Genomic DNA, 26,916 nt, shown 5'->3' with positions numbered 1-26,916 from the left:
ACTCGGGCGAGGCGACTTAGGTTAGGCTAACCTGGGTTTCGAGCCTAACGTCCTCTCCCCTCCCTCACAAGGAGCCCGGGCATGACCGATCGCCTTCCCGGCCCCCCGGCCGACCCCGAGCACCCCTTCGCCGCGTACGGGCTGCCCGGCCCGCCCGGCGGCGAGGAGTTCTGGAGCGCACCTGGCCCGCTGTCCGCGGCGGCGCCCGACGGCGGGTGGACCACCCTGTTCCGGTGGCGCGGCGGCGACGGGGCGGCGGTCGAGTTCGAGAGCTGGTCGGCGCCGGTTCCGCTGCGGCGCTGGCGCGACACGGACTGCTGGTACGCGGAGGTGCGGATGCCCGCGCGGCTCCGGGTGACCTACCGGTTCCGGGTGGGTGACGATTGGTACGCCGATCCGCTCAACCCGGTCGGGGCCGGTGGCGAGCGGTCCATCGCCGCGACCCCGGACGCCCCGCCGCAGCCGCACTGGCCGGCCGTCGGCGCCGACGACGTGCTGCCGCTGCCGCCCGCCCGGATCCGGTGGGCGAGCGAACGGCTCGGCGGGCGGCGCACCGTCCGGGTCCACCCGGTGGCCGGTGGCGGACCGGTGGTGCTGCTGCTCGACGGGGACGACTGGCTGTACCTGCACCCGGCCGTGACCGCCTTCGACGCGGCGGCGGCGGCCGGTGAACTGCCCCCGGTCACCCTGGTCTTCCTGCCGGCCGCGGACCGGCTCGCCGAGTACGGGTGCCGGCCGGAGCTGTGGGAGGCGGTGCGGGACGAGCTGCTCCCCCGGGTGGCCGACTGCGGGGTGCCCGGGGACCCGGACCGGCTGGTGGTCGCCGGGCAGAGCCTCGGCGGGCTGAGCGCGGTGTACGCGGCGCTGGAGTTCCCGGACCTGGTGGCCCGGGTCGCCTGCCAGTCGGGGTCGTTCTGGTGGACGCCGGAGGCCGCGGGCCTCGCGGACCCGCTGGGCGGCCCGGTCGGCGGAGCCGTCGCCGCGCGGCTGCGGGAGCGCCCCGCCCCGGCCGGGCTGCGGATCGCCTTCGACCTGGGCGAGCACGAGACCCGGATGCGGCCCCACTGCGAGCAGGTGGAGGACCTGGTCCGGCGGGCCGGTGCGACGGTGCGGGTGTCGCGGTCGGCCGCCGAGCACGACCGGGCGGGCTGGCGGCAGGCCCTGCTCAGGGACGTGGCCTGGGCCCTGGCCTGAGGAGAAGGGCCAGGGCCCGAGCTGTCGTCGAGCAGCCCGTCAGCGCGTCAGCCCGTCAGCGCGTCACCGCGAGGCAGTACGCCGGGTCGGTGTCCAGCAGCAGCCGGTGCGTGCCCTCCGCCTTGACCACGCCGCCGTCCAGGACCAGGACCCGGTCGGCGGCGTCCAGCAGCGCCGGACTGCTGGTGATCACCACCGTGGTCCGGCCCCGCCGCAGCTTCGCGAGCCTGCGGGCGACGAGCTGCTCGGTGACGGCGTCCACGGCCGTGGTCGGGTCCCGCAGTACGAGCACCTCGGTGTCGGCGGCCAGCGCCCGGGCCAGGGAGAGCCGTTGGCGCTGGCCCCCGGAGAGGTTCGAGCCCCGGTCGCGGACCTCGTAGTCGAGCCCCTGCCGGTGCAGGGCCACCACATCGGTCAGCATCGACGCCTCGACCGCCTCGGGCACCGTCGTGCTCGTCCCGGACGGGTCGATGTTCGAACGGAGGGTGCCCGCGAAGATCTCCCCGTCGTAGGGGTTGACCAGGAGGTGCGCGCGGAGCGACTCGACCGACAGCTCCGCGAACGCCCGGCCGCCGACCCGCACCTCCCCCTCGTAGGACTCCGGCGGGACGGCCAGGGCCAGGACCGCGGCGAGGTCGGCCGCCGCGCGCGGCTGGTAGGCCGTGATCGCCGTGAACTCGCCGGGCGGGACGTGGAACTTCACCCCTTGCAGGGCGCCGTAGCGGACGCAGTCGATCTCCAGGCCGCCGTCCGGCTCCGGACGTTCCTCCCCCGGCACCGCCACCGGCGGGGCCGACAGCACCAGGGCCATCCGCTCCGCCGAGGCCCGCGCCATCATCACGTACTTCGGCATGTCCGAGAACAGCCGCAGCGGCTCCATGATGAACTGCGCCAGGCCGACCGCCATCACCAGTTCCCCGATGTCGATCTGCCCGTCGAAGGCCAGCCAGCCGGCCGTCAGGGTCACCGAGACCGCGAGGACGGCGTTCAGGCCCAGGGCGGTGCCGGCGTAGACGCCGTTCACCCGGGCCACCGTGACCGCCTGCTCCTTCGCCTCCGTGCTGACCCTCCGGTAGGAACCGAACGCCGCGTGGTTGCCGCCGAAGCCGTGCAGCGGGCGGAGGCCGGTGATCAGGTCCGCGACCTTCGCCCCCGCCCGGGCCACCCGGGCCTGCTGTTCCTTGGTGCTGCTGCCGATCCGCCGGGACATCACGCTCAGGGCCGAGAGGATGGCGACGGTCCCCACCACGACCAGCAGGCCGAGCCACGGGTTCGCCGTGCCCAGCGCCACCGCCGCGATCAGCACCGCGACCATGGAGCTGATCAGCATCGGCACCACCTCGACGATGTCGGCGGTCTGGTCGGCGTCCTCGGTGGCGATGGTGAGCACCTCGCCGGACTTGAGGCCGGTGTCCCGGGCCACCGGCTGGAGGCCGCAGGCGGCCACCCGCACCCGCCACCGGTGGGCCTCGGTGGTGTTGGCCTTCTGCAGGATGCGCATGCCGAAGCGCCACGACAGGGACACCGTCGTGATGATCACCGCCAGCGCCGCGACCGCCAGGGCGAGCGACCCCGGGGAGCGGTCCCGCAGGGTGTGCTCGACGATCAGGCCGAGCGCGATCGGGAAGGCCGTCTCACCGGCCTGGTAGAGGCCCATGAGGAGGGTGCCGAGCACCATGGCACGGGTGTTGCGGCGGACCGCCGTCCACAGGATCGGGGATCCGGGACGGCGGGACCGCCGGCTGTCAGGAGTTGTCATCGATGTGGCGCGCAATCGCTTCCGGGGTTCGCAGGGTGAAGAGATCACGGATGGTGATCACGGGGCCGAACTCCCGGCGCAGGAGTCCGGCCAGGCGTACGGCCAGCATGGAGTGTCCCCCGAGGGAGAGGAAATCGCCCACCGCGCTGACCTCGTCGTCGTCCAGGTCGAGGGTCTCCGCGAAGTACCCGCAGACCGCGGTCTCGGTCGCGGTCCGCGGGCCCCGCTCGCCCGCCGTGGTCAGCGCCCCCAGCGGCCGGGGTTCGGGCAGGGCCCTGGTGTCGGCCTTGCCGTTGACGGTGAGCGGGATGCGGTCCACCCGGGCGTAGTGCGTCGGGCGCAGGAAGTCCGGCAGCGCGGCGCCCACCTCTGCGGCGACGGCCGCCAGGTCGGCGCCGTCCAGCACCAGGTACGCGGCGAGCCGGTGGGCGCCGTCGACGGTCGGATCGGGCTGGGCGACGGCGGCGGCGAACCGGACCGCCGGGTGCGCCGCGAAGGCGGCCTCCACCTCGCCCGGCTCCACCCGGTGGCCGCGGATCTTGACCTGCTGGTCGGTGCGGCCGAGGTACGTCAGATTGCCGTCGGGCCGCCGCAGCACGAGGTCGCCGGTGCGGTACATCCGCTCGCCGGGCGCGCCGAACGGGCAGGCGACGAAGCGGTCCGCGGTCTGGCCCGGCAGGCCCAGGTAGCCCCGGGCGATGCCGACGCCGGAGACGTGGAGCTCCCCGGGCACGCCGTCGGGCACCGGCCGCAGCCACGGGTCGAGGACGTACACGTCGGTGTTGTCGATGGCCACGCCCACCACCGGGTCCTGGCAGTCGAAGGTGCCGACGCCCAGGGTGTTGATGGTGTACTCGGTGGGCCCGTAGAGGTTGTAGCCGACCGTCCCCGGGGTCGCGGCGAGCCGCCGCCACAGCGTCGGGGTGACGGCCTCGCCGCCGAGCAGGACCAGCGCCGGGCGCCGCTCCGGGTGGTCCAGGAGGCCCTCCGCCAGCAGTTGCTGCGCGTAGGTGGGGGTCACGTTCACCACGTCGATCGCGTGTTCGCGGCAGTACTCGACCAGGGCGGGGGCGTCCCGGCGGAGTTCCTCGTCGCAGATGTGCACCTCGTGGCCGTCGGCGAGCCACAAGAGCTCCTCCCACGACATGTCGAAGGCGAACGACACGGTGTGGGCGATCCGGAAGGTCCGGTGGCCGTGCTCGGCCAGGACCGGGGCGAAGATCCGGCGCTGGTGGTTGATCAGCATGTTGGTGAGGCCGGCGTACTCCGTCACCACGCCCTTGGGCTTCCCGGTCGAGCCGGAGGTGTAGATGGTGTAGGCGGGGTGCCGCAGGCGCTGCGGGTCGTCCGGTGCGAAGGTCGTGACGGGTGCGGCGGGCGGCAGCGGGCGGTCCAGTTCGAGCAGCTCGGCGCGCCCGCCGGGCAGCCGGGGCGTCACGGCGCTCACGGTGAGGACCACGTCGGGGCGGGCGTCCGCGACGATCGCGGCGATCCGTTCGTCCGGGTGGTCCAGCTCCAGCGGCACGTAGGCGGCTCCGGTGCGCAGCACGGCGAACAGGGCGACGATCGAGTCCAGGGAGCGCGGGAGCGCGAGCCCGACCGTCCGTCCGGGGCGGATCCCGCGTTCGGCCAGGACGCCCGCCAGGGCCCGGCTGCGGTCCCTGAGTTCGGCGAAGGTCGTGCTCGCGCCGTGCGAGACGAGGGCCGTGCGCTCCGGGGCACGGTCGGCCGCGAGGTCGAACCGGTCGACCACGGTGTCGGTGCCGATGTCGGTGCGGGCGCCGGGTACGGGCACCGGTCCGAACCCGGGCAGGGCGCCCACCGGTCCGGTCGCGGCGGCGAGGTCGGCGAGCACCCGCAGGTAGTCGTCGAGGAGGCGGTTCGCCTCGGCGGTGTCGCCGTGGCGGTGCTCCAGTTTGACGGTGAGCCGGTCGCCGGGGGTGACGACCCAGGTGAACGGGTAGTGGGTGGAGTCGTCGGCCTTGACCTCGGTGATGCCGTGGCGGGCGTTCATCTCGGTGAAGGCGTCCGGGTCCAGGAAGTTCTGCAGCACGAACAGGTTGTCGAACAGGGTGTCGTGACCGCCGGCGCGCTGGATCTCGCCGAGCCCGAGGTGCTCGTGCTCCATCGCCTCGACCCGGGCCGCCTGGACGGCGGACAGGTACGCCCCGACGGTGTCGGCGGGCCGGGCCCTGGTCCACATGGGCACGGTGTTGAGCAGCACGCCGACGACCTCGGCCAGGTCCTCGCCCTCGCGGCCGGAGACGGTGACGCCGAAGACGGCGTCGGCCCGGCCGGTGCGGGTGCCGAGGAGGAGGCCGAAGGCCGCGGTGAGGACGGTGTTCAGGGTGACGCCGTGGTCCTTGGCGGCCGTCCGCAGCAGGTCCGACCGTTCGGTGGACAGGGTGCGCAGGAGCACGGGCGGCAGTCCGTCGGTGAGGGCGGGCGCCGGTCCGGCGAGCAGGGTGGGGCCGGGGAGGTCCTGGAGGTGCTCCGCCCAGAAGCGTTCCGCGGCGGCCCGGTCCCGGCCGGCGATCGCCCGGGCGCAGTCCTCGAAGGCGGGCTCGGCGGGGCGGGTGTCCGGCCGTTCCCCGGCGAGCACGGCCTCGTAGGCGGCGAACAGGTCGCGCAGCACGATCTCGCGGGACCAGCCGTCCCACAGCAGCAGGTGGTAGCTGAGGAGCAGTCCGTCGCGGCCGTCGGGCAGCCGGACCACGGTGAGCCGGACCAGCGGCGGTTCGGCCGGGTCGAAGCCGGTGCCGCGGTCCCGGGTCCGCAGGTCGTCGACCTCCGCCTCGGTGGACAGTTCGACGGTGCGCACGCCGACCCGTCCACCGGTCCCGAGCAGCTGGACCGGGTGGCTGTCCTCGTCGGTGGTGAAGCCGGCGCCGACGACGGGGTGGCGGGCGGTCACGGCGGCCACGGCCTCGGCGAGGGCGTCGGGGTCCAGGCGCCGGTCGAAGCGGAACCAGCTCTGGGCGACGTAGTGTCCGGCCGGGCCGGCCAGTTGGGCCTGGAAGTACAGGCCCCGCTGGAGCGGGGTGACCGGGGCCGTGCGCCCGGCCGTCCCCACCGCGTCCGCGAGGGTCTCCAGGGCGCGCAGCCAGTGGCCGGTGATCGCGTCGGGGATCTCCTCGGCGAGGGTGAAGACGGCGTGCAGGCTGCCGGTGTCGGCGTCGGTCCAGGCGTTGACCTCGACCGCGTAGGGACTGGCGCCGTCGTCGCCGGTGACGGTCGGGGCCTGCGACTCGGCGCCCCGGCCGAGGTAGTTGAAGAGGACCTGCGGACGTGCGGTCAGCAGGGGCGCGGTCTGCGGGTTGAGGTAGCGCAGCCGGCCGTAGGCGAGGTGGCCGGCCTCGTCGGGCTGCCGTTCGGTCAGCTCGCGGGCGGCGGCGACGGGATCGGTGTGCGGGCCGAGCCGCACGGGTGCGACGGCGGTGAACCAGCCGACCGTGCGGGAGTAGTCGTGGTGTTCCAGGACCGGGACCCGGCCGTGCCGCTCCAGGTCGATCGCGAGTTCGGTGGGCTCGGTCCGGATCCCGGTCAGCGCGACGCGCAGGGCGCCGCACAGCAGCTCGGTGAGTCCGAGGCCGAGCGCGGCGGGCGCGCCGCGGGTCACCCGGTCGGCGAGGTCGGGCGGGAGCGCCACCGTGAGGTCGCGCGTCCGGCCGGGCGCGGGCGGCAGCGGCAGCAGCGGGGGTGCCTGGAGGGTGTCGGCCCAGTGGCCGAGGTCGCCGGTGTCGGCGGCGGCCCGCAGGGTCAGCGCCTCGGCGTACTCGGCGTAGGAGGTGGTGGCCGGGGCCAGGGCCTCCCCGCGCAGGGCGGCGGCGAGGTCGTCCAGCAGGATCAGCCAGGACACCGCGTCGACCGCGAGGTGGTGGACCGTGACCACCAGCGCCCCGGTCGGGGCGAGCCGGGTGAACGCGATCACCTCGCCCGCTTCGGGGTCGAGCCGGTCGGCGGCCGCGTCGGCGGCGGCCGCGGGGTCGTCCGTGGCCGCGGTGACGACGGTGGCCGGGCGGGCCGGGCCGGTCCGCAGGGTCCACACCCCGTGGCCGGTGTCCAGCCGCAGCCGCAGCACGGGGTGGGCGGCCAGCACCGCGGTCGCGGCGCGTTCGAGGTCGGCGAGGGTGCTGCCGTCGGGTGTCCGCAGCACCCGGGCCTGGGCGAAGCGGGCGAGGGAGCCGCCGAGTTCGCGCCGTCGCAGGACGATCGGCGTGGGCGGCACGGGCCCGACCCCGTCGGACACCGGTCCGGACGCGTGGGCGGGCGGGGCGCCGGTGCCCGGGAGCCCGGCGAGGGCGCGCGGCGTCCGGTGCAGGAAGATGTCGCGGGGCGCGATCCGCAGGCCCAGTGCCCGGGCCCGGTTGACCAGGGTGATCGCGACGATGCTGTCGCCGCCGGCCCGGAAGAAGTCGGTGTCGGCGTCCGCGTCGGGGTGCTTCAGGGTGTCGGCGAAGACGCCGACGAGCGCGGACAGCGCGGAGCCGGTGCCGGCCGGGCCGCCGCCCGCGCTGTCGCGGGGGACGCCGTCCGCGATGCCGTCCGGGGTGTCGTCAGGGGCGTCGTCCAGCGCGGCGCGGGCCGCGAGGGCCGCGCGGTCCAGCTTGCCGTTGACGGTCAGCGGCAGTGCCCCGACCGTCAGGACCCGGCCCGGCACCATGTGCGCGGGCAGCTTCGCCGCGAGTCGCGCGGCCAGGTCGGCGGGCTCCCGGCCGACGAGATGGGCGACCAGGTGGTCGCCGGTGGCCGCCACGGTCACGGCGGCGTCGACCACCCCGTCGAGGTCGCGGAGCGCCGCCTCCACCTCGCCGGGCTCGATCCGGAACCCCTTCAGCTGGACCTGGTCGTCGGCGCGGCCGACGAACTCCAGCTCGCCGTCGAGCCCTCGGCGGGCGAGGTCGCCGGTGTGGTACATCCGGGAGCCGTCGCCGGTGAACGGGTCCGCCACGAACCGGCCGGCGGTGAGACCCGGTCGTCCCAGGTAGCCGAGGGACACCTGGTCGCCGGCCACGTAGACGGCGCCCGTACGGCCCGGCGGCACCGGCCGCAGCCGCTCGTCCAGCAGATGGGTGACCAGGCCGGGGATCGGGCCGCCGATGGGGCTGACCGGGCCGTCGGGGCCGAAGTCCTCGTCGGTCAGCACCCGGTGGGTGACATGGACGGTGGTCTCGGTGATGCCGTACATGTTGACCAGCTCGGGCGCGGCGGTGCCGTGCCGCTCGACCCAGCCGCGCAGCCGCCCCAGGTCCACCGCCTCGCCGCCGAGGACGACCAGGCGCAGGGCGGGCAGGGGCGCGCCGGAGTGCCGGTCGGCCTCGACGAACCGGTGGAAGGCCGAGGGGGTCTGGTTGAGCACCGTCACCCCGCGCTCGCGGACCAGCCGGTGGAAGTCCACCGGGGAGCGGGTCAGCGCGTAGTCGGGCACCAGCAGTTCGGCGCCGTGCAGCAGCGCGCCCCACAGCTCCCAGACCGCGAAGTCGAAGGAGTAGGAGTGGAACTGCACCCAGACGTCCTCCGGCCCGAAGCCCATCGCGGGCCGGGTGTTGGCGAGCAGCGCCAGCACGGCGGAGTGCGGCACGACGACGCCCTTGGGCCGGCCGGTGGAGCCGGAGGTGTGGATGACGTACGCGGGATCGTGCGGGCCGGGCGCGGCGGCCTCGGCGGCGTCCTCCTCCGGGCCCGCCGGCGGCTCCTCGCCCCGGACCAGGACCAGGGCCGGGACGCCGGCGCGCTCCAGCAGGGCCGTGAAACGCTCCCGCTGCTCCGGGTCGACGAGCACGACCCGCGGAGCGGTGTCCGCCAGGACGTGCACCAGCCGGTCGTCCGGGTAGGCGGTGTCCAGCGGTACGTAGGCGCCGCCCGCGGCGACGATCGCGACCAGGGCGACGACCTGTTCCACCGAGCGCGGGAGGGCGACCGCCACCAGCCGGCCGGGCCGGACCCCGGCCGCGCGCAGGCCGTCGGCCAGTTCGTCCTTGGCCGCGGCCAGTTCGCCGTAGGTCAGCGACCGGGTGGCACCGTCGAGCGCGCACTGGGTGACGGCGGTGGCGCCCGGATCCCGGCCCGCCGCGGCGTCGAACAGGCCGCCGAGGGTGGCCGGGGGGACGGGTGCCGGGCGCCGCTCCCCGGTCGGCACCAGCGCGCCGACCGGGGTGTCCGGGCCGGTCAGCAGGCCGGTCAGGGTTCGGGTGAACCGGTGCAGGAGGTCCCGGGCGCCGGCCTCCCGCAGCACCTCGCGGTCGTGGATCAGCGTGAAGCGCGTGCGTCCGTCGGGCGAACGCTCGACCACCAGCGTCAGCGGGTAGTGCGGGGCCCCTTCGTTGACCACGTCGGTGAGGACCAGGGTGTCCCCGGGCCGACGCAGCGCGGCGGTGTCGGTCGCCACGTCGAACACCACCAGGGTGTCGAAGAGGGAGCCGTGACCGGCCAGCCGGGCGGTCCGGGCCAGCGAGACGTGCTGGTGCGGGAGGACGGCGCCCTGGTGCGCGTGCACCGAGGCGAGGAGTTCGCGGGCGGTCGTGTCCGCGGTCCACCGGGCCCGTACGGGGACGGTGTTGATGAACAGGCCGACCATCTCGCCGATGCCCGGCACCTCGGCGTCGCGGCCGGAGACGGTGGAGCCGAGGACCACGTCCTCGGCGTGCAGGACGCCACCCAGGGTCAGCGCCCAGGCGCTGTGCACGGCCGCGCTCGGCGTCACCCCGGCGGACCGGGCGGCCGCGTCGAGGTCGTCCGCCGCCACGGAGGTGTCGGCGAACCGGCCGGAGGAGGTGTGCCCCTCGGCCACCAGCGAGGGGCCGGGCAGTCCGGCCAGCTCGGCGGACCACACCCGGTCGCTCTCCGCGCCGTCGAGTCCGGCGAGCCGGGCCACCCAGTCGGGGAATCCGCCGACCGGGTAGGCCGCCCCCGGGGCGTGGTACTCGGCGAGCAGCGCGCGGAGCATCGGCGGCACCGACCAGCCGTCGGCCAGGATGTGGTGCACGGTCTGCACCAGGACGTGCCGGCCGGGCTCCCGGTCACGGAACAGCGTGTACCGCATCAGCGGGCCGGCGGCCAGGTCGAAGCCGGCCCGGCGGTCCCGCTCGGCGTGGGAGCGGAGCTCCTCGTCGGTGATGCCGGGCCGGTCGAACGTGGTGAACGGCACCGCCACGCCGCTCTCCAGGACGGAGACCACCCGCCCGTCGGCGAGGGCGCTGAAGCGCGCGGCCAGGTTCGGGTACAGCACGAGCAGGCGGGTCGCCGCGGCCGCGAGCCGGTCGGCGTCGAGTTCGCCCTCCAGGGTGAGCAGTTGCTGCTCGACGTAGCTGCCCGCGGAGTCGTCGTCGAAGACCGAGTGGAAGTACAGCCCCTCCTGGAGCGGGGTCAGCGGCAGGACGTCGTCCAGGGCGGGGCCGTCCAGGGCGTCGACGTCGGCCTGGGTCAGCCGCACCAGCGGGAAGTCGCTCGGTGAGTGGCCGCCCCGGTCGAGGGCGGCGATCCCGGCGAGGGCGGTCCGGAAGCAGCCGCCGAGCGCCTCCACCTCCTCGTCGGCGAACATGCCCTCGGGCCAGGAGACGGTGGTGACCAGCCGGTACCCGCCGGATTCGGCGGGTTCGGCGATCGCGTTGAACTCCAGGGCGCGGGGCAGCCGCATCCCCGGGTCGCGCCGCTCCCCCAGCTGACCGGTCGGGCCCGCGAGCTGCCAGTCACCGGGGGCGCCCGCGTCGAAGCGGCCGAGGTAGTTGAACAGGACCTGCGGCGCGGGGGCCTCGAAGGCGGCGCCGTGCAGGTACCGCAGCGCGCCGTACGACAGGCCGTGGCCCGGGACCCGGGCCAGGTCCTCCTTGACCGCCTTGAGGGCCGCGGCGAGGTAGCCGGGCGAGGTGAAGTCCTCCGCCGGGCCGGGGTCCACGATCACCGGGAACAGCGTGGTGAACCAGCCGACGGTCCGGGAGAGGTCAGGTTCCGCCCCGGTGGCGCCCGCCACATGGCGCCCCTCGCGCCCGTGGCCCTCCAGCTCGATGTGCGCGAAGGTCTGCTCCTGGCCCCGGTCGCGGCGCCAGCGGGCCAGGGCGACGGCGAGCGCGGTCAGCAGGACGTCGTTGACGCCCGCGTGGAAGCGCGCCGGGATCTCGCCCAGCAGCGGACCGGTCAGCCCGGGGCCGACGGTGAAGGTCCGCCGGCGTTCCCGGGCGACCGTGTCCGCCCCGGACAGCGGCCGCCGGCCCAGCGGCGCGTCCGGTCCGGGCAGGGGGCGTTCGAAGTACGCGCGGTCCGGGTCGAAGTCCGCGCGCTCCAGCAGTTGCGTCCAGCGCCGGAACGAGGTGCCCACCGCGGGCAGTTCGACCGGCTCGCCCGCGGCGTGGTGGCGCCAGGCCGTGGCCAGGTCCTCCCGCAGGATGTGCCAGGACACCCCGTCGATCACCACGTGGTGGACGACGAGGACGAGTTGGCGGGCCGCCCGGCGCCAGACGGCCCGCAGCATCACGCCGCCGTCCGGGTCCAGCCGCGCGGTGGCGAGGGCCGCGCACGCGTCCAGGGGCAGGTCGCTCTCCTCCCACCCGACCGCCGTCGCGACGGCCTCCGCTCCCGCCTTCGCGACGTCGAAGGTCCACGGCTCCCCCCGGACGAGCCAGGCGCGCAGCATGTCGTGCCGGGCCACGACGGCGGTGAGGACGGCGTCGAGGGCCTCGGCGGTCAGCTCGGCCGGGGTGGTCAGCACGATCGACTGGACGAAGCCGTCGACCGCGTCGGTGGTCCCGCCGAGCCACCGCAGGACGGGCGAGCCCGTGACGGCACCGGTGGCGACGTCCTCGTGGTCCGCCCGGGTCGTGTCCTCGCGGCTCGCCACCGCCGCCAGGGCGCCCACGACGCCGTTGGCGAAGAGCTGGCGCGCGGTCACGTGGAGGCCCGCCCGGCGCAGCGCGGTCAGCAGCGAGATCGCCAGGATGCTGTCCCCGCCGAGCCGGAAGAAGTCCTGGTCGACCCCGACCCGCTCCAGCCGCAGCACCTCCGCGACGGCCGCGCAGACGGCCCGCTCGTCGTCGGTGACGGGCCGGGCCGCGGAGGCCGGGCCGAGGTCGGGCTCGGGCAGGGCGCGCCGGTCCAGCTTGCCGTTGGCGGTCAGCGGGAACTCCGGCAGGACGAGGACGTGGGCGGGCACCATGTACTCCACCAGGTGCCCGGTGGCCCACTCCTGGACGTCCTCGGCCCGCAGGTCCGCGTGGCCGGCCGCCGGGATCACGTACCCGACCAGGTAGGTGCCGCCGGCGCTGTTCTTCTTCGCGACGACGCAGGTGTGCCGCACTCCGGGGTGTTCGGCGAGCCCGGCCTCGACGTCCTCCAGTTCGAGCCGCATGCCGCGGACCTTGACCTGGTTGTCGGCCCGGCCGAGGAAGTCCAGCGAGCCGTCCGGGGCGAACCGCGCGAGGTCGCCGGTCCGGTAGAGCCGTGACCCGTCGTCGGCGAAGGGGTTGGCGACGAACCGGGCGGCGGTGAGACCGGGCGCGCCGACGTACCCGCGGCCCAGCAGGAACCCGCCGACGTAGAGTTCACCGCCGACCCCGACCGGGACCGGGCGCAATTCGTCGTCCAGGACGTACAGCTGGGTGTTGGGGTTGGCCCGGCCGATGGAGGTCGACAGGCGTTCCGCCTCGCCCCGGTAGACCACGTGGGAGACGCCGATGGTGGTCTCGGCCGGTCCGTAGCCGTGGTACATGGGGATCCCGAGCCGGGTGCGGAACCGCTCGTACAGCTCGGGGGTGAGCACCTCCCCGCCGCACCACACGTGGCGCAGGCTGTCGAGGCGCGCGGTGTCGCCGGCGATCTCCAGCAGGACGTCCAGCATCGACGACACCAGGTAGGTGAAGGTGACGCGCTGTTCGGCGATCACGTCCAGCATGTGGTGCGGGTCGCGCTCGCCGCCCGGCTTCAGGACCACCAGGCGGGCGCCGCACACCAGGGGCAGGAAGATCTCGTTGACGGAGATGTCGAAGCTGAGCGGTGCCTTGAAGAGGGAGGCGTCGTCGTGGCCGAAGCCCAGGATCTCGTGGACCTGCCACAGCAGGCGTTCGCTGATCGCCGCGTGCCGGATCATCGCGCCCTTGGGCCGGCCGGTCGAGCCGGAGGTGAAGATCACGTAGGCCAGCGAGTCGCCGCGGACGGTGACCCCCGGGTCCTGGACGGGGTGGGCACCGTAGCGCCAGTCGTCGAGGTCCACGGCGAGGGCGTCCGGCTCGGCGGGAGCGGCCGGGGGGGCAGGGGTGTCCGGGGCGGCGGGAGCATCGGGCTCGGCGGGAGCGTCCGGGGCCGCGGGGGCGGGCCGCCCGGCGCGGTCGAGCTGGACGGCGATCCGGGCGTCGGCGACGACGGCGGCGCGGCGGGCGGCGGGCCACCGCGGGTCGAGGGGGACGAACGCGCACCCGGCCCGGAGCACGGCGAGCAGGCCGATCACCATCTCGGCGGAGCGGTCGAGCGAGATGCCGACGGTCTGCTCGGCCGTCAGGCCGCGGGCGAGCAGGTGGTGGGCGAGCTGGGCGGACAGCTCGGCCGCCCGCCGGTAGGTCAGCGACCGTTGCCCGTCGACGAGGGCGACGGCGTCCGGCCGGAGCCGGGCCTGGTCGAGGAAGAGTTCCACCACGGTCGGCCGGACCCGGTCCGCCGCGGTGTCGTTCCACGCGGCCAGGGCCCGGAGCCGCTCGGCCGGACCGGACGGGCCGATGGTGCCGACGGGCCGGTCGGGGAAGTCCGCCAGGTCGTCGAGCGCGCGCTGCGCCTCGTGCGCCGGCACGCCTTCGGGCAGGGTGATCCGGATGCCGTCCGGGGCGGCCTCGCCGACGGACCATCCGCGGGGCGCGCCGCCGCCGTCGGCGACCCAGCCGAGGACGTCCGCGAACCGGGTGCCGGGGTCGAGGTCGAGGCCGTCGGGGCTGCGGCCGGTCGCCCAGTAGGACAGTCCGACGGCGGCCGCCTCGGCCATGGTCCGGTCGGACCAGTCGCCGGAGCGCCGGCGCAGGCCGGCCAGGCGAGCGGGAGAGAACAGTACGGGACGAGCACTCGGTTCCGTCATCAACGACTCACCCTCCCCAGAAACTTAGGTCAGCCTAACCTAACCCAGCCTCGTTCGGCTGTCTCCCCTCCAGGCCCGCCAGAGCTGCGCGTAACCACCGCCGAGGGCCACCAGTTCCTCGTGGGTGCCCTGCTCCACGACCCGCCCCGCGTCCAGCACCGCGATCCGGTCGGCCGCCATCGCCTGGGTCAGCCGGTGGGCCACGAACAGCGTGGTCCGCCCCGCGCAGGCGGCCCGGACGGCCCGTTCCAGCTCGGCGGCGCCCTCGCTGCCGGCCTCCGCCGTCGACTCGTCCAGCACCACCACCGGCGCCCGGCCCAGCACCAGACGGGCCAGGGCGACCTGGGCGACCCTGGTGCCGTCCAGCCGCTCGCCGCCCTCCCCCACCGGCGTGGCCAGCCCCTCGGGCAGGGCCTCGACCCACTCGGCGGCGCCCACCGTGCGCAGCGCCTCGGCCAGTTCGGCGTCGGTGGCCGCCGGCGCCGCCAGCCGCAGGTCCTCGGCCAGCGGGCCGGAGAACACATGGGTCTCCTGGGTCAGGACGCTCACCAGCGCCCGCGCCCCGACCTCGTCCAGATCGGCGAGATCGCTCGACCCGACCCGCACCGATCCGGCCTGCGGGGTCTCGATCCCGGCGACGAGGGCGGCCAGCGTCGACTTGCCCGCGCCCGTCGCCCCCACCAGCGCCAGCGAACCCCCCGCCGGGATCGTCAGCGCGACGTCCCGCAGGACCGGTTCCTCCGCTCCGGGATAACGGAAGGTCAGCCCCTCCACCACCACCGGGCACGGGACGACGGCCCGCGGCGCCGCGTCCGGGTGGCCCACCAGCCGCTCCGCCTCGGACTCCGTCAGCACCCCGACCAGCCGGGTCAGGCTCGCGCCGGACTTCTGCGCCTCGTCGAAGGTGAACATGATGGCGCCCAGCGGCGTGAACAGACGGTGGAACACCAACGGGGCGGCCGACACGGCACCGAGACCGGCCGAGCCGGTCTCCAGCAGGACGTAGCCCACCAGGAGGATCAGGACCAGCCCGATGAACTCGGCCCGGTTCTCCCGGCCGACGAACCGGCCGAACAGCCGGAACACCTCGATCCCGTGGTCCCGCACCCGCCGCGAGTCGGTGGCGACCTTCTCCCGGAACGCCTCCTCCAGCCGGTACGCCCGCACCGTGCCGATGCCGTTCAGACCGCTGATCAGCGCCTGGGCGCGGTCGGCCTGGGCGACCCGCTGCTCACGGTAGAGCGGGGCGGAGCGGGGCAGGTACCAGCGCAGCGCCAGCCCGTACGCCGGCAGCGCGCACGCGCCGGCCAGGCCGAGCCGCCAGTCCAGCCCGAACATGCCGATCGTGGCGACGGCCACCAGCACACCGGCGGAGAACACGGTGGGGATGGCCGACCGGATGCCCCTGGACAGGACGGCGACGTCGTCGCCCACCCGGGACAGGACGTCACCCCGGCCCACCTGCTCCACCCGGCCGACCGGCATGCCCAGCACGGCCCGGACGGCGCCCTCGCGCAGCTGCGCGAGCAGCTCCGCGCCGAGCCGCCCGATCAGGTAGGTCGAGGCCGCGGTGGCCGCCGCGCCGAGCAGCGCGGACACCACCATCACGGCGCCGGTGCCCACCAGGGCCGAGCGCGGCTCGCCCCCGACCACCCCGTCGACCACCCGGCCGAGCAGGAGGACCGGGAGCATCTGGAGCGCGGCCCCGGCCACCGTGCTGAGCACGGTGGCCGCCGTCAGCCACGGCATCTCGCGGCAGCGGGAGAGGACCCACCGGGCCGCCTCCCGGCCGCTCGTGGTGTGCAGCGTGGTGGCGGCGGCCGGAGTGGCCCGCTCCTCCGTGGTGGTCACACCCGGGTCCTTCCTCCGGACAGTGGGCCGGCCGGCCCAGGGCGGGTCACGCCCTGGGGCGCGACCCGGAAGACGGGCCCTAGCCGACCGACTTGACGAGCTCGTCGATGGCGTAGGGCAGGGAGAGCAGGGTGGCCTGGGACATCGCGGCACCGACCGCCGGGCCCTCGCTGTCCAGGAGGTAGGACACCTTGCCGGCCTTGGTCACCTTGAGGTTGGCGAAGAGGTCGAACTTCTTCAGCGCGTCGGTGTCGGCCTTGTCGTTGATGACGAAGACGCGGTCGACGTCGATGAGGTCCATCCGCTCCGGGGAGAGCTGGGTGGAGAAGTCCTTGCCCGCGATCCTGTCGATCTCGGTCTGGCCCTTGAAGCCCATGCCGGACAGCAACTGGCCCCGCACGTCGGTGGTGGTGAAGGGGGTCACCGAGTCCTTGTACCACGACAGCGACACGGCGGTCTGGTTGGCGAACTCCGGGTGCGCCGTCTTCACGGCGGCGAGCTTGTCCTGGATGCCCTGGACCAGCTTCTTGCCCTCGTCGGCCCGGCCCAGCGCGTTGGCGATGTGCAGGGCGTTGTCCTGCCACGGAGCGCTGAACGGCTCCTTCTCGGCCTTGGTGCGGCCGACCGTCGGGGCGATCTTCGACAGCTTGTCGTAGGCGGCCTGGTCGATCTCGGAGTAGACCGCGACGATCAGGTCGGGCCGCAGGGCGGCAATCTTCTCGAAGTTGGGACCGGCGTCACCGTTGTTGAGGACGACCTCGGGCTTGGCGTCGCCCCACTGCGCCTTCACCCAGGGCCACTGGGTGTTGATGTCGGGGCTCTGGCCCGCCGGGTTCGGGTACTGGTCGACCATGCCGACCGGCTTGATGCCGAACGCCAGCACGGCCTGGTCGTCCGTGTAGCCGACGGTGACGACCCGCTTGGGGGCCTTGTCGACCTTGGTGGACCCGAACGCGTGCTCCACCGTCACCGGGAACGAGCCCGCCGAGGGCCCGGCGGCGGTGTCGTTGGTGGCCTTGCCCGACGCGTCGGACCCGCACCCCGCGAGGAGGCCCACACCGAGCGCCGCGGCGGCCACCGTCGCCGCCAGCCGCTGCCGGCGCTTCGTACGCGTGGTTCGATCGAGGAGCATTCGGAATCCCTTGCTGTCGTGCCGTCAGCCGAATCCCCCGCACCGGGGGAGGCAAACGCTATCCTGAGTTTGTGAGGTAAGCCTAGCCTAAGTCGCGCTGTCGGCGCCCCGGTTCGTCCCGCTCCGGACATGCGTCCGGCCGATCGGCACGATGAGCGGCCGGTCCCCCACCGGATCGTCGATCACCTCGGCCCGCAGGCCGAACGCCTCGTGCAGCAGCCCGGGGGTCACCACGTCACGCGGGTGACCCTGCGCCAGCACCGCGCCGGCCTTCATGACGATCAGGTTGTCGCTGTAACGGGCCGCCAGATTGAGGTCGTGCAGCACCATGACGACGGTGCACCCGGACTCGTGCAGATCGTCCACCAGGTCGAGCACGTCGATCGCGTGCGCCAGGTCCAGATAGGTGGTGGGCTCGTCGAGCAGCAGCAGATCGGTGCCCTGGGCGAGGGTCATCGAGATCCAGACCCGCTGCCGCTGGCCCCCCGAGAGCGAGTCCACCGGACGGTCGGCCAGATCGGACACCCCGGTCATGGCCAGGGCGTCCTCCACCACCGAGGCGTCGTCGGAGGACCACTGCCGCAGCCAGCTCTGGTGCGGGTGCCGGCCCCTGGCGACCAGGTCGGCCACCGTCAGGCCCTCCGGCGCGACCGGCGACTGCGGCAGCAGGCCGAGCTTCTTCGCCACGTCCCTGGTCCGGAGCGTGGCGATGTCCTCGCCGTCCAGCACCACCGATCCCCGGCTCGGCCTGAGCAGCCGTGACAGGGTGCGCAGCAGGGTGGACTTGCCGCAGCCGTTCGGGCCGATGATGGTGGTCACCACCCCGGTGGGGATGGTGACGTCCAGGGTGTCGATGACGGTCCGCTCGCCGTACCCGACGGTGACGCCCCGGGCTGCCAGCCGCGGGGCCTTGACGGCTCCGGACCCGTTCCCGGGGCTGCCTCCGGCTTCGGCTCCGGGCTCGGTTCCGGCTTGGGTCGTTCTTCCGGGGTGGCTCCCGGTGATGGAGTCGGCGACCATGGCTCCCCCTCAGTTTAGGCTTACCTTACTTTCTTATCACCTAACGGCGGTTCGCCCGAACCAGGAGGTGGACCAGGAAGGGACCGCCGATCGCGGCGGTGACCACACCGACCGGCAGGGACACCGGCAGCACCGTCCGGGCCACCAGGTCCGATCCGATCAGCAGCAGCGCCCCGACCCCGGCGGATGCCACCAGCGGCGGTGTCGGGTGCCTGGTCAGACGCATCGCCACCTGCGGCGCCACCATGGCGACGAAGGGGACCGGGCCCGCCGCGCTCACCGCGAACCCGGCCAGCAGCACCGCGCAGAGCAGCAGTACCGCCCGCACCCGGGTGTGCCGGACGCCCAGGCCCGCGGCGACGTCGTCGCCGAACTGCATCGGCTTGAACTGGAAGGCGGCGCCGGTCACGACGGCCAGGACCGCCAGCGTGCCCCAGAGCGCCACCCCGACCTCGTCCCAGGAGCGGTTGTCCAGCGAACCGACCAGCCACGCCTGCGCCCTGGCCACGTCCCTGATGTCGGCGGTGGCCAGCAGCCAGGTCGTAACCGCCTGCATCACCGCGCTGACCGAGATGCCGATCAGGATGAGCCGGAAGCCGTCGACCCCGCGCCGCCAGGCCAGGAAGTACACCAGCAGGCCCGTGAGGAGACCGCCCAGCAGCGCCGCCCCGGAGAGGCCCACCGAACTGACGACCGCGGCGGCCGACCCGCCCGACACCGTCACCAGGAAGACCGAGACCGCGCTCGCTCCCCCGGTGATCCCCAGGATGTCCGGGCTGGCCAGGGGGTTGCGGGCGATGGACTGGGTCAGCGCCCCGGACACCCCGAGGGCGACCCCCACCACCAGACCGGCCAGCGCCCGCGGCAGCCGCAGGTCCATGATCACGAACCGGTCGACCCGCTCGCCCCCGCCGAAGAGGGTGACGACCACCTGGGGCAGGCCGATGGGGAAGTCCCCGAGGGCGATGGACAGGCAGAACACGAGGAAGGTCGCCGCCGCCAGCAGCAGCGTGACCAGCACCACCCAGGGCCGCCAGACGAACGACATGCCGCCGAAGCGCACACCCGGTGCCACGGCCGGCTTCACCACTGTCACGTTCATGCGCTCCTGAACTTTCCTCGCCACACCAGGACCGCGAAGAACGGGGCGCCCAGGAGGGCGACCAGCACACCGGCGTCCAGTTCGCCCGGCCGGACCACCACGCGCCCCACGATGTCGCACACCAGCAGGACCACCGCGCCGAGCAGGCCCGCGTAGGGCACCAGCCAGCGGTAGTCCGGTCCGGCCAGGTACCGCGCCACGTGCGCCACCATCAGGCCGAGGAACGCGATCGGGCCGCAGGCCGCGGTGGCCGCGCCCGCCATCAGGGTGATGGCGACGATGCCGACGGTCCGGATCAGGGTGATGTTCACCCCCAGGCCCAGCGCCACGTCGTCCCCGAGGTTGAGCAGGTTGACGGAGGGCAGCACGGCCAGGGCCAGCACCAGACCGACCACGATGAACGGCGTCACCGGCCAGATGACCCGGAACGGGACGCCGGCCACCGAGCCGGTGTTCCAGAACCGGAGGGCGTTCAGGGCCGTTTTGTCCGACAGCGCGATCGCGGTGGTCATCGCCGCGAGGAACACCGCGACCCCCTGGCCCGCCAGGGCGAGCGTCAGCGGATTCCCGGCGCCCCGGCCGATGCTCGACAGTCCGAACACGACGGCCCCGGCCAGCCCGGCGCCCAGGAACGCGAACCAGACGTACTGGAACGGGTCGGTGAGGCCGAACAGGGCGATCGCCGACACCACGGCGAAGGAGGCGCCGGTGTTCACCCCCAGCAGGCCGGTGTCCGCGATCGGATTGCGGGTGAAACCCTGGATCAGGGCCCCGCCGACGCCCAGCGCGATGCCCGCGAGGATCGCGAGCACCGTCCGGGGCAGCCGCACGGTCCGCACGATGAGCCGGATCTCGGTGGCCCGCTGGTCCGGGTCCGGCCCGGCGAACAGTCCGTGCCACACCTCGGCCGGGCTCAGCGCCCTCGCGCCGACGGCGACCGAGAGCACCGCGGCGACCAGGAGCACGGCGAGGATCGCGGCCAACCCGGTGATCCGCCGCCTGCGGGCCGCCGCGGCCCCGGTCGGGGCCGGGCGTCCGGCTGCCGTCGGGCCCGGGGCCGGGCCGGTCGTCCCGGGTCTGCCGGCGGGCGGGCCGTCAGGGCGACGGCGGGTGCCGAGGGGCACGGGTGTTCCTCTCTCCTGCGCGGTGCTCACGCGCCGCCGCCGCGCCGTGCGGTGCGACGGCACGGCAGCGGCGCGGTGGCGGGTGCGGTGGTGCTGTTCTGCGGTGGTGCTGTTCTGCGGTGGTGCGGTGGTACTGGCGTCACCCTAGGGCGTCGGCTGGCGGACCCCCGCCTTCTCGGTGACGGGCGGCGGGGTCCCGACGGATCCGGCCCCCCGGCCGCGGTCGAGGATCGAGTCCAGGATCTCGCCGACCCGCACGGCCGTGTTGGACAGCAGGGAGGAGGTGATGCCGTGGGTGTGTTCCGTGCCGCCCTGGAGGTAGATGCCGCAGCGCAGTCCGGGGTCGGTCGCCACCCGGTAGTCGCGCCCGACCCGGACCCGGCCCAGCTCGTCGCGGTGGCACCGGTCGGCGACCCCGCCGAGCACGCCCAGGCCGTCGGCCGGCAGGTACCCGGTGGCACAGACGACCACATCGGCCTCCAGCGGGGCCGACTCACCGGTGACCAGGTTCTCGACGGTCGCGCGGACCGCCCCGGGTATCTCCTCGGCCGCCGTGAGGCGCGAGACGTTCAGGAACCGCAGCCGCTCCGTGCCCAGCACCTTCTCCTGGTACGCCTGCCGGTACAGGTCCTCGATGAGGTCGATGTCCACCACGGAGTAGTTGGTGTTCCCGTGGTAGTCCATCAGCCGGCGCTTCACCTCCTCCGGCGCGGTGAAGTACGCGTCGACCGCCTGCGGGTCGAAGATGCGGTTGGCGAAGCTGCTGTCGTCCGCCGGGCTGTAGCCGTAGCGGGAGAAGACCGCGCAGACCTCCGCCGCCGGGAACCGGCGGTGCAGGTAGGCGACGGCCTCCGCGGCGCTCTGACCGGCGCCGACCACGACGAAACGGCCGGGCTCGGTGCCGTCGAGGGCACCGATGTTCCGCAGCAGGTCGGAGTTGTGCCAGACCCGTTCGCCCCGCTCGACGCCCTCGGGCATGACCGGGCGCAGCCCGGTGCCGATGACGAGGTTGCGCGCGCGGTGGACCACGGTCTCGTCGCCGGACCTCGCCGTGACGTCCAGGTACTCCACCACGCCGTCGCGCACGACGGGTTCGACGGAGACGACCCGGTGGCCGTAGGAGACCATGTCGTCGACCTTGGCCGCGGCCCACTCGAAGTAGTCGTGGAACTCGACCCGGAGCGGGAAGAGGTTCTTGTGGTTGACGAAGTCGATCAGGCGTCCTCGGCTCTGCAGGTAGCAGAGGAAGCTGTACTCGCTCGCCGGGTTCCTGAGCGTCACCAGGTCCTTGAGGAAGGACACCTGCATCGTCGCGTCGTCGATGAGCATGCCGCGGTGCCAGCCGAAGCCGGGCTGTTGCTCGAAGAAGTGCGCGGTGACGGCCTCCTGCCTCCCGACGCGCTCGTTGTGCTCGCTCAGCGCGATCGCCATGGCGACGTTCGACGGCCCGAAGCCGATACCGATCAGGTCGTGGATCAGTGCTGCGTCGCCGGGAAGGGCCCGAGGCATGTCACTCCCATTCGTGCGCCGATTGAAACTTAGGCAAGGCTAACCTGATCTATCGTGGGTGTCGACCGGACGAACGGTCAAATCCTCCGCCCAGGTCAACTCCACCGCGACCGGCGCCCGTTGCCAGGTTAGGTGAGCCTTGCTTTACTTTCGGTGTCAGTTCGCCAGCCCGAGGAGGAACGCTGATGCGGGTCGTCATGTTCGGCTATCAGACCTGGGGCCATCGCACCCTGAAGGCGCTCCTGGAATCCGAGCACGACGTCGTGCTGGTGGTGACGCACCCCAGGAGCGAGCACGCCTACGAGAAGATCTGGAGCGACTCGGTCGCCGACCTCGCCGAGGAGCACGGCATCCCGGTCCTGATCCGCAACCGCCCCGACGACGACGAGCTGCTGCGGCGTCTGGAGGAGGCCGCTCCGGACATCATCGTCGCCAACAACTGGCGGACCTGGATCCCGCCCCGGATCTACACCCTGCCCAAACACGGCACCCTCAACGTCCACGATTCGCTGCTGCCCAAGTACGCCGGCTTCTCGCCGCTGATCTGGGCCCTCGTCAACGGCGAGTCCGAGGTCGGCGTCACGGCGCACCTGATGGACGAGGTGCTCGACGCCGGCGACATCGTGCGCCAGGAGGCGGTCGCCGTCGGTCCGACCGACACCGCCACCGACCTCTTCCACAAGACGGTCGACCTGATCGCCCCCGTCACCGTCGGCGCCCTCGACCTCATCGCCGCCGGCCGCACCGACTTCACCAAGCAGGACCGCTCGCAGGCCAGCTTCTTCCACAAGCGGGCCGAGGAGGACATCCGGATCGACTGGGGCTGGCCCGCCGACGCGCTGGAACGCCTGGTCCGCGCCCAGTCCGCGCCCTACCCGGCCGCCTTCACCTTCCACCGCGGCCGGCGTCTGGAGATCCTCGCCGCCGTCGTCTCCGAGGGCCGCTACGGCGGCACCCCCGGCCGGATCTTCTACCGCGAGGGCGACGGCGTGGTGATCGTCGCCGGCGCCGACGCCCGCACCGGCCGCAACCACGGACTGGCGGTCACCCGGGTCCGCACCGAGGACGGCCGGGAGCTGGCGGCCACCGAGTACTTCACCACGATGGGCGGCTACCTCACCGCCCGGCCCTGACGGGCGGTCGGCCCCGGGTCCCGCGCCGCGCAGCCGGCGCGGGACCCGGGGCCGGGCCCCGCTTCGGGCCCCGGCGCCGGACTCCCGGTGCCGGACTCCCGGCGTCAGGCCCGCGACGCGGGCCGCCTCCGCACCGGACGGAGACCGAAGCGCTCGGCGTCCAGGTGTTCGGAGAGCAGCGCGAGGATGTCCGCGAGCCGCTCCCGGTCCGCCGTCGAGAGCGGGGCGAGCACATCGTCGTCGACGGCCGCCAGCTCCGCGTCGACGGCGGCCGCGACCTCGCGGCCCCTGCGGGTCAGCCGGGTCAGCGTCCGGCGGCGGTCCGCCTCGTCGCGGGCACAGGTGACATGACCGGCGGCCACGAGGTCCCCGACCACCCGGGCCACGTCGGCGGAGGACAGACCGAGCCGCTCGGCCAGTTCCGCCCTGGAGAGGCCGGGCGTGTCCCCCAGGGCGCAGAGCACCATCACGTGCCAGAGCTTGAGCCCGCGGCCCGCCGCCTCCTCCGCGAGCAGCCGACGGGCCGCCCGGCCGACGAGTGCCATCAGGAAGCTGCTGCGGGCCAGCAGGCCCGGCGGACCCTCCCGCTCGACATGCGCGCAGCCGGGCGGCGCGACGGCCCCCCGGGATCGGGCCGGGCTTCCGGGCGCCTCGGGCGCGGTCGCACCGGAGGCGCGCTGTGCGCCGGGTGTGCGGTTCGTCATGGTACGGGCCTCCCCTGTCGAACGATCGTGCGTCGTCGCACCGCACCGGCCGGTGGCCGACCGTCGGTGTCCCCCCGATCGCGTCTTCGATTTAGGATAGCCTTACCTAACTTGACAGTGAAGGCGGTACTCCGCCCGACCTCCCGGGGGACTGTGGCGTGCTACCCGCCCGACCGAAGGCCCGAGCTGCCGCCCGCCCGCCGGGCGACCAGGCCGGCCGCACCACGACCCGACCGGAGCGGCCCGACCGGCGCCGCGCGAACCGGTGGCGCGCGGCAGGACTCTGCGCGGCCCTGTTGCTGCTCTTCCTGATCACGGTGCTGAGCGTCTCGGTGGGCGCGCGCTCGATCCCCTTCGGCACCGTCCTGCGCGGCCTGTTCTCGCCGGACGGCACCGAGAACGCGGTCATCGTCCAGGACTACCGGCTGACCCGCACCCTGCTCGGACTCGCCGTCGGCGCGGGCCTCGGACTCGCCGGCGCCCTCATGCAGGCGCTGACCCGCAACCCGCTCGCCGACCCCGGACTGCTGGGCATCGAGTCGGGTGCCTCCGCCGCCGTGGTGGCCGGGATCGGCTTCCTCCACGTCACCAGCCCGAGCGGCTACGTCTGGTTCGCCATGGCGGGCTCCGCGCTCACCGCGGCCGCCGTCCACACCCTCGGCACGGCCGGGCGCGGCGCGCCCTCGCCGATCCGGCTGGTCCTCGCCGGAACCGCCGTCAACGCCTCCCTGATCGCCGGGATCTCCACCCTGACCTTCCTGGACCGGGACTCCTTCGCCGCGCTGCGGATCTGGTCGGTCGGCACCCTCGCCGGCCGCGGCGACGACGTCCTCGTCCAGGTACTGCCGTTCCTGCTGATCGGCGTGGTCCTGGCACTGGCGCTGGCCGGGCCGCTGAACGCGCTGGCGCTCGGCGAGGAACTGGGCAGCGCGCTCGGCGCCCGTCCGGTCCGCACCCGGGTGCTGGTCGCCGTCGCGGTCGCGCTGCTCTGCGGGGCGGCCACCGCGGCGGTCGGGCCCGTCGGCTTCGTCGGCCTCATCGTCCCGCACGCCGTCCGGCTGGTGACCGGGCCGGACCAGCGCTGGCTGCTCGGCTACTGCCTGGTGCTCTCCCCCGCGCTCCTCCTGGGCGCCGACGTGCTCGGCCGGCTGCTGGTGCGCCCGGACGAGCTGGCCGTCGGCATCGTCACCGCGGCCCTCGGTGCGCCCGTCCTCGTCGTCCTGGTCCGCCGCCGGAAGGTGCCCCAGCTGTGACGTCCCGTCCGGAGGACCTCGTCGTCCCCCTCCCCCTCCCGCCGCTGTCCGGACCGGGCGCGATCGACCCGGCCGGGCTCGTCCCGGGTCTGCGGATCCGCCTCGGCCCGCTGCGCCTGCGGGTCGCCCGGCGCCCGCTCACCGCCGGTCTCGGCCTGCTCGCGGCCCTGCTCGCGGTGGGCGTCGCCGCCCTGGGGACGGGCGACTTCCAGGTCTCCCCCGCCGATGTGCTCCGGACCCTGGCCGGCCACGGCAGCGGCACCACCGACTACGTGGTGAACGATCTGCGGCTGCCCCGGCTGGCGCTCGGGATCGTGGTCGGCGCCGCGCTCGGACTCAGCGGGGCGGTGTTCCAGAGCCTGGCCCGCAACCCCCTGGGCAGCCCGGACCTGATCGGGTTCGAGACCGGCGCCGCGACCGGCGCCCTGCTCCAGATCCTGGTCCTGGGCGGAGGCCCGTTCGCGGTCGCGCTGGGCGCCGTGGGCGGCGGCTTCGCCACCGCGCTGGTCGTGTACCTGCTCGCGTACCGGCGCGGGGTCCAGGGCTACCGGCTGATCGTGGTCGGCATCGCCGCCGGCGCGCTGCTCAGCTCGGTGAACGCCTATCTGATGACGGAGGCGTCGATCGACGAGGCGCAGGCGGCGGCGGTATGGCTGACCGGCTCGCTGAACGGCCGGGGCTGGGAGCAGTTCGCCCCGGCCGCGGCCGCGGTCGGGCTGCTCCTCCCCGCCGTACTGCTGATGGGCCGTCATCTTCGGCTGATGGAGTCGGGCGACGACAGCGCCAAGGCGCTCGGCGTCCCGGTCGAGCGCTCCCGCGCGCTGCTGGTGGTGTGCGCGGTCCTGCTGGCGGCGGTCGCCACCGCCAGCGCCGGGCCGGTCTCCTTCGTGGCACTGGCCGCGCCGCAGCTGGCCCGGAGGCTGTCCGGCGCGGCGGGGGTGAGCCTGCTGCCCTCGGCGCTGATGGGCGCGGTGCTGCTGTGCGCGGCGGACCTCGCAGCGCAGCGGGTACTGGCCCCGGTCCAGCTCCCGGTGGGCATCATGACGGCGGCGATCGGCGGGCTGTACCTGGTCTGGCTGCTCTCGCACGAATGGCGGTCGGGCCGGCGCTGACGGGGCGCCGGGCCCGGGCGGCCGGCCCGGGTGGCGCGCACGCACGGAGCCCGTCCGGAAGAGTCCGGACGGGCCCCGTGCGTGCGGCGGACGGCTCAGCCCGCGGCCGCCCCCTCCTCGTCGTCCTCGTCCGGCTCGTGATGGTCCAGGTTGACGGTCCCGCGCTTCCAGTAACCGTCGACGTCGGTGATGTCGCGATCGAAGCCCGCCGCCCGCAGGTGCCGCCGGATCGGCCTCAACTCGCCCGCCTCGCCCGCGATCCAGACGTAGGGCACCCCGGGCGGGTACTCCAGGTCGCGGATCGCGGTGAACAGGCGGTCGCTGTCGCCGTGGGCGCGGCCGTCGCGGTGCAGCCAGACGATGTCCGCGTTCGCGCGGGTCTCCAGGTGGTGCTCCTCGGCCGCGTCGTCCACGAGCACGAAGACCTTGGCCACCGCTCCCTCGGGGAGGATCTCCAGGTACCGGGCGACGCCGGGCAGCCCGGTCTCGTCGCAGCCGAGCAGGTACCAGTCGAAGTCGAGCTCGGCCAGGACGGAGCCGCGTGGCCCGGCCAGACCGAGCTTCTGCCCCGGGGCGGCCTGCTCGGCCCAGACGGAGGCGACACCGCTGCCGTGCAGCACGAAGTCGAGGTCGAGCTCGCCGGCCTCGCGATCGAAGCGCCGGGTGGTGTAGTCCCGGGAGATCGGGTGGGGCGGGGCGTCGGGGAAGATCAGGCCCTCGTCGTCGTCCCCCAGCAGGGGCAGCACCGGCTCGGTCTCGCCGGGCGCTGGGAAGAACGCCTTGACGTGATCGGCGGGCGCCTGGTCGATGAAGCCGGCCAGCTCGGGCCCGCCGAGCGTGACCCGGACCATCCGGGGCGTGATCCGGGTGACCCGGAGGACCTCCAGGGTCCGCAGCGCGAGGTCGTGGTAGACGGTCTTGATCCGGTGGGCGTTGTCGCTCATGGTGTCCTCGTTTCGGTCCGGGGGAAGCA

Annotated in this window: 14 protein-coding genes; 4 read left to right on the top strand and 10 right to left on the bottom strand. The window is 74.3% G+C overall.

Translation table 11 applies throughout. The features are described from left to right. Positions 1–81 precede the first annotated feature (81 nt). Positions 82–1,194 (top strand): alpha/beta hydrolase-fold protein, encoded by a 1,113-nt coding sequence (locus tag ACIQ9P_RS21290; RefSeq protein WP_402358125.1) that lies wholly within the window; start codon positions 82–84, stop codon positions 1,192–1,194. Positions 1,195–1,249: 55 nt separating this feature from the next. Here ACIQ9P_RS21290 and ACIQ9P_RS21285 read toward each other — a convergent pair whose 3' ends face one another. The 8 genes from ACIQ9P_RS21285 to ACIQ9P_RS21250 all read right to left on the bottom strand — a co-directional run bounded on the left by ACIQ9P_RS21285 (position 1,250) and on the right by ACIQ9P_RS21250 (position 21,741). Continuing rightward, positions 1,250–2,953 carry an ABC transporter ATP-binding protein gene (locus tag ACIQ9P_RS21285; RefSeq protein ID WP_402358123.1) on the bottom strand — a complete coding sequence of 568 codons (1,704 nt, stop codon included), beginning with the start codon at positions 2,951–2,953 and terminating at the stop codon, positions 1,250–1,252. After that, positions 2,940–14,003 (bottom strand): amino acid adenylation domain-containing protein, encoded by an 11,064-nt coding sequence (locus ACIQ9P_RS21280; protein WP_402358120.1) that lies wholly within the window; start codon positions 14,001–14,003, stop codon positions 2,940–2,942. The genes ACIQ9P_RS21285 and ACIQ9P_RS21280 overlap by 14 nt, the downstream gene beginning before the upstream one ends. 39 nt (positions 14,004–14,042) lie before the next feature. After that, complete coding sequence (locus tag ACIQ9P_RS21275) at positions 14,043–15,854, bottom strand: ABC transporter ATP-binding protein (RefSeq protein ID WP_402358118.1); 1,812 nt, start codon at positions 15,852–15,854, stop codon at positions 14,043–14,045. A 79-nt stretch (positions 15,855–15,933) separates the two neighbouring features. Further along, positions 15,934–16,986: an iron-siderophore ABC transporter substrate-binding protein gene (locus ACIQ9P_RS21270; RefSeq protein ID WP_402358115.1), complete on the bottom strand. Its 1,053-nt coding sequence runs from the start codon at positions 16,984–16,986 to the stop codon at positions 15,934–15,936. 87 nt (positions 16,987–17,073) lie between these two features. After that, positions 17,074–18,006: an ABC transporter ATP-binding protein gene (locus tag ACIQ9P_RS21265; RefSeq protein ID WP_402358112.1), complete on the bottom strand. Its 933-nt coding sequence runs from the start codon at positions 18,004–18,006 to the stop codon at positions 17,074–17,076. A gap of 40 nt (positions 18,007–18,046) precedes the next feature. Next, positions 18,047–19,108 carry a FecCD family ABC transporter permease gene (locus ACIQ9P_RS21260; RefSeq protein WP_402358109.1) on the bottom strand — a complete coding sequence of 354 codons (1,062 nt, stop codon included), beginning with the start codon at positions 19,106–19,108 and terminating at the stop codon, positions 18,047–18,049. Continuing rightward, positions 19,105–20,100: a FecCD family ABC transporter permease gene (locus ACIQ9P_RS21255; protein WP_402358861.1), complete on the bottom strand. Its 996-nt coding sequence runs from the start codon at positions 20,098–20,100 to the stop codon at positions 19,105–19,107. Before ACIQ9P_RS21255 ends, ACIQ9P_RS21260 begins: the two co-directional genes overlap by 4 nt. A gap of 276 nt (positions 20,101–20,376) precedes the next feature. After that, the gene (locus ACIQ9P_RS21250; protein ID WP_402358106.1) at positions 20,377–21,741 is read right to left on the bottom strand and encodes a lysine N(6)-hydroxylase/L-ornithine N(5)-oxygenase family protein; all 1,365 of its coding nucleotides are present in this window, start codon (positions 21,739–21,741) and stop codon (positions 20,377–20,379) included. A gap of 185 nt (positions 21,742–21,926) precedes the next feature. On the opposite strand from ACIQ9P_RS21250, the gene ACIQ9P_RS21245 reads away from it, so the two are divergent. Continuing rightward, a complete protein-coding gene (locus tag ACIQ9P_RS21245; protein ID WP_402358103.1) occupies positions 21,927–22,874 on the top strand; it encodes a methionyl-tRNA formyltransferase in 948 nt (315 codons plus the stop codon). Positions 22,875–22,978: 104 nt separating this feature from the next. Here the strand turns inward: ACIQ9P_RS21245 and ACIQ9P_RS21240 are convergent, their stop codons facing one another. Beyond that, the gene (locus ACIQ9P_RS21240; protein ID WP_402358100.1) at positions 22,979–23,578 is read right to left on the bottom strand and encodes a MarR family winged helix-turn-helix transcriptional regulator; all 600 of its coding nucleotides are present in this window, start codon (positions 23,576–23,578) and stop codon (positions 22,979–22,981) included. Between the two features lie 158 nt (positions 23,579–23,736). Between ACIQ9P_RS21240 and ACIQ9P_RS21235 the strand changes: the two genes are divergently transcribed. Together ACIQ9P_RS21235 and ACIQ9P_RS21230 are read left to right on the top strand one after the other, a co-directional pair. Continuing rightward, on the top strand, positions 23,737–24,831 hold the full coding sequence (locus ACIQ9P_RS21235; protein ID WP_402358097.1) for a FecCD family ABC transporter permease: 1,095 nt from the start codon (positions 23,737–23,739) through the stop codon (positions 24,829–24,831). Further along, positions 24,828–25,943, top strand: a complete 1,116-nt coding sequence (locus ACIQ9P_RS21230) for a FecCD family ABC transporter permease (RefSeq protein ID WP_402358094.1) — start codon at positions 24,828–24,830, stop codon at positions 25,941–25,943. Before ACIQ9P_RS21235 ends, ACIQ9P_RS21230 begins: the two co-directional genes overlap by 4 nt. A 95-nt stretch (positions 25,944–26,038) precedes the next feature. Here the strand turns inward: ACIQ9P_RS21230 and ACIQ9P_RS21225 are convergent, their stop codons facing one another. Further along, the gene (locus ACIQ9P_RS21225; protein WP_402358091.1) at positions 26,039–26,887 is read right to left on the bottom strand and encodes a siderophore-interacting protein; all 849 of its coding nucleotides are present in this window, start codon (positions 26,885–26,887) and stop codon (positions 26,039–26,041) included. Positions 26,888–26,916 lie beyond the last annotated feature (29 nt).

Source organism: Kitasatospora sp. NPDC094019, assembly GCF_044764505.1.
In the GTDB taxonomy this organism is placed as follows: domain Bacteria; phylum Actinomycetota; class Actinomycetes; order Streptomycetales; family Streptomycetaceae; genus Kitasatospora.
The sequence above is the reverse complement of the archived record's forward strand: the minus strand, read 5'-3'. Positions and strand labels throughout refer to the sequence as shown.

Coding starts and splice junctions, on each gene's coding strand:
- ACIQ9P_RS21260 (WP_402358109.1), bottom strand. CDS start 19,108: ATGAACGTGACAGTGGTGAAGCCGGCCGTGGCACCGGGTGTGCGCTTC.
- ACIQ9P_RS21280 (WP_402358120.1), bottom strand. CDS start 14,003: ATGACGGAACCGAGTGCTCGTCCCGTACTGTTCTCTCCCGCTCGCCTG.
- ACIQ9P_RS21265 (WP_402358112.1), bottom strand. CDS start 18,006: ATGGTCGCCGACTCCATCACCGGGAGCCACCCCGGAAGAACGACCCAA.
- ACIQ9P_RS21285 (WP_402358123.1), bottom strand. CDS start 2,953: ATGACAACTCCTGACAGCCGGCGGTCCCGCCGTCCCGGATCCCCGATC.
- ACIQ9P_RS21245 (WP_402358103.1), top strand. CDS start 21,927: ATGCGGGTCGTCATGTTCGGCTATCAGACCTGGGGCCATCGCACCCTG.
- ACIQ9P_RS21250 (WP_402358106.1), bottom strand. CDS start 21,741: ATGCCTCGGGCCCTTCCCGGCGACGCAGCACTGATCCACGACCTGATC.
- ACIQ9P_RS21290 (WP_402358125.1), top strand. CDS start 82: ATGACCGATCGCCTTCCCGGCCCCCCGGCCGACCCCGAGCACCCCTTC.
- ACIQ9P_RS21225 (WP_402358091.1), bottom strand. CDS start 26,887: ATGAGCGACAACGCCCACCGGATCAAGACCGTCTACCACGACCTCGCG.
- ACIQ9P_RS21240 (WP_402358100.1), bottom strand. CDS start 23,578: ATGACGAACCGCACACCCGGCGCACAGCGCGCCTCCGGTGCGACCGCG.
- ACIQ9P_RS21270 (WP_402358115.1), bottom strand. CDS start 16,986: ATGCTCCTCGATCGAACCACGCGTACGAAGCGCCGGCAGCGGCTGGCG.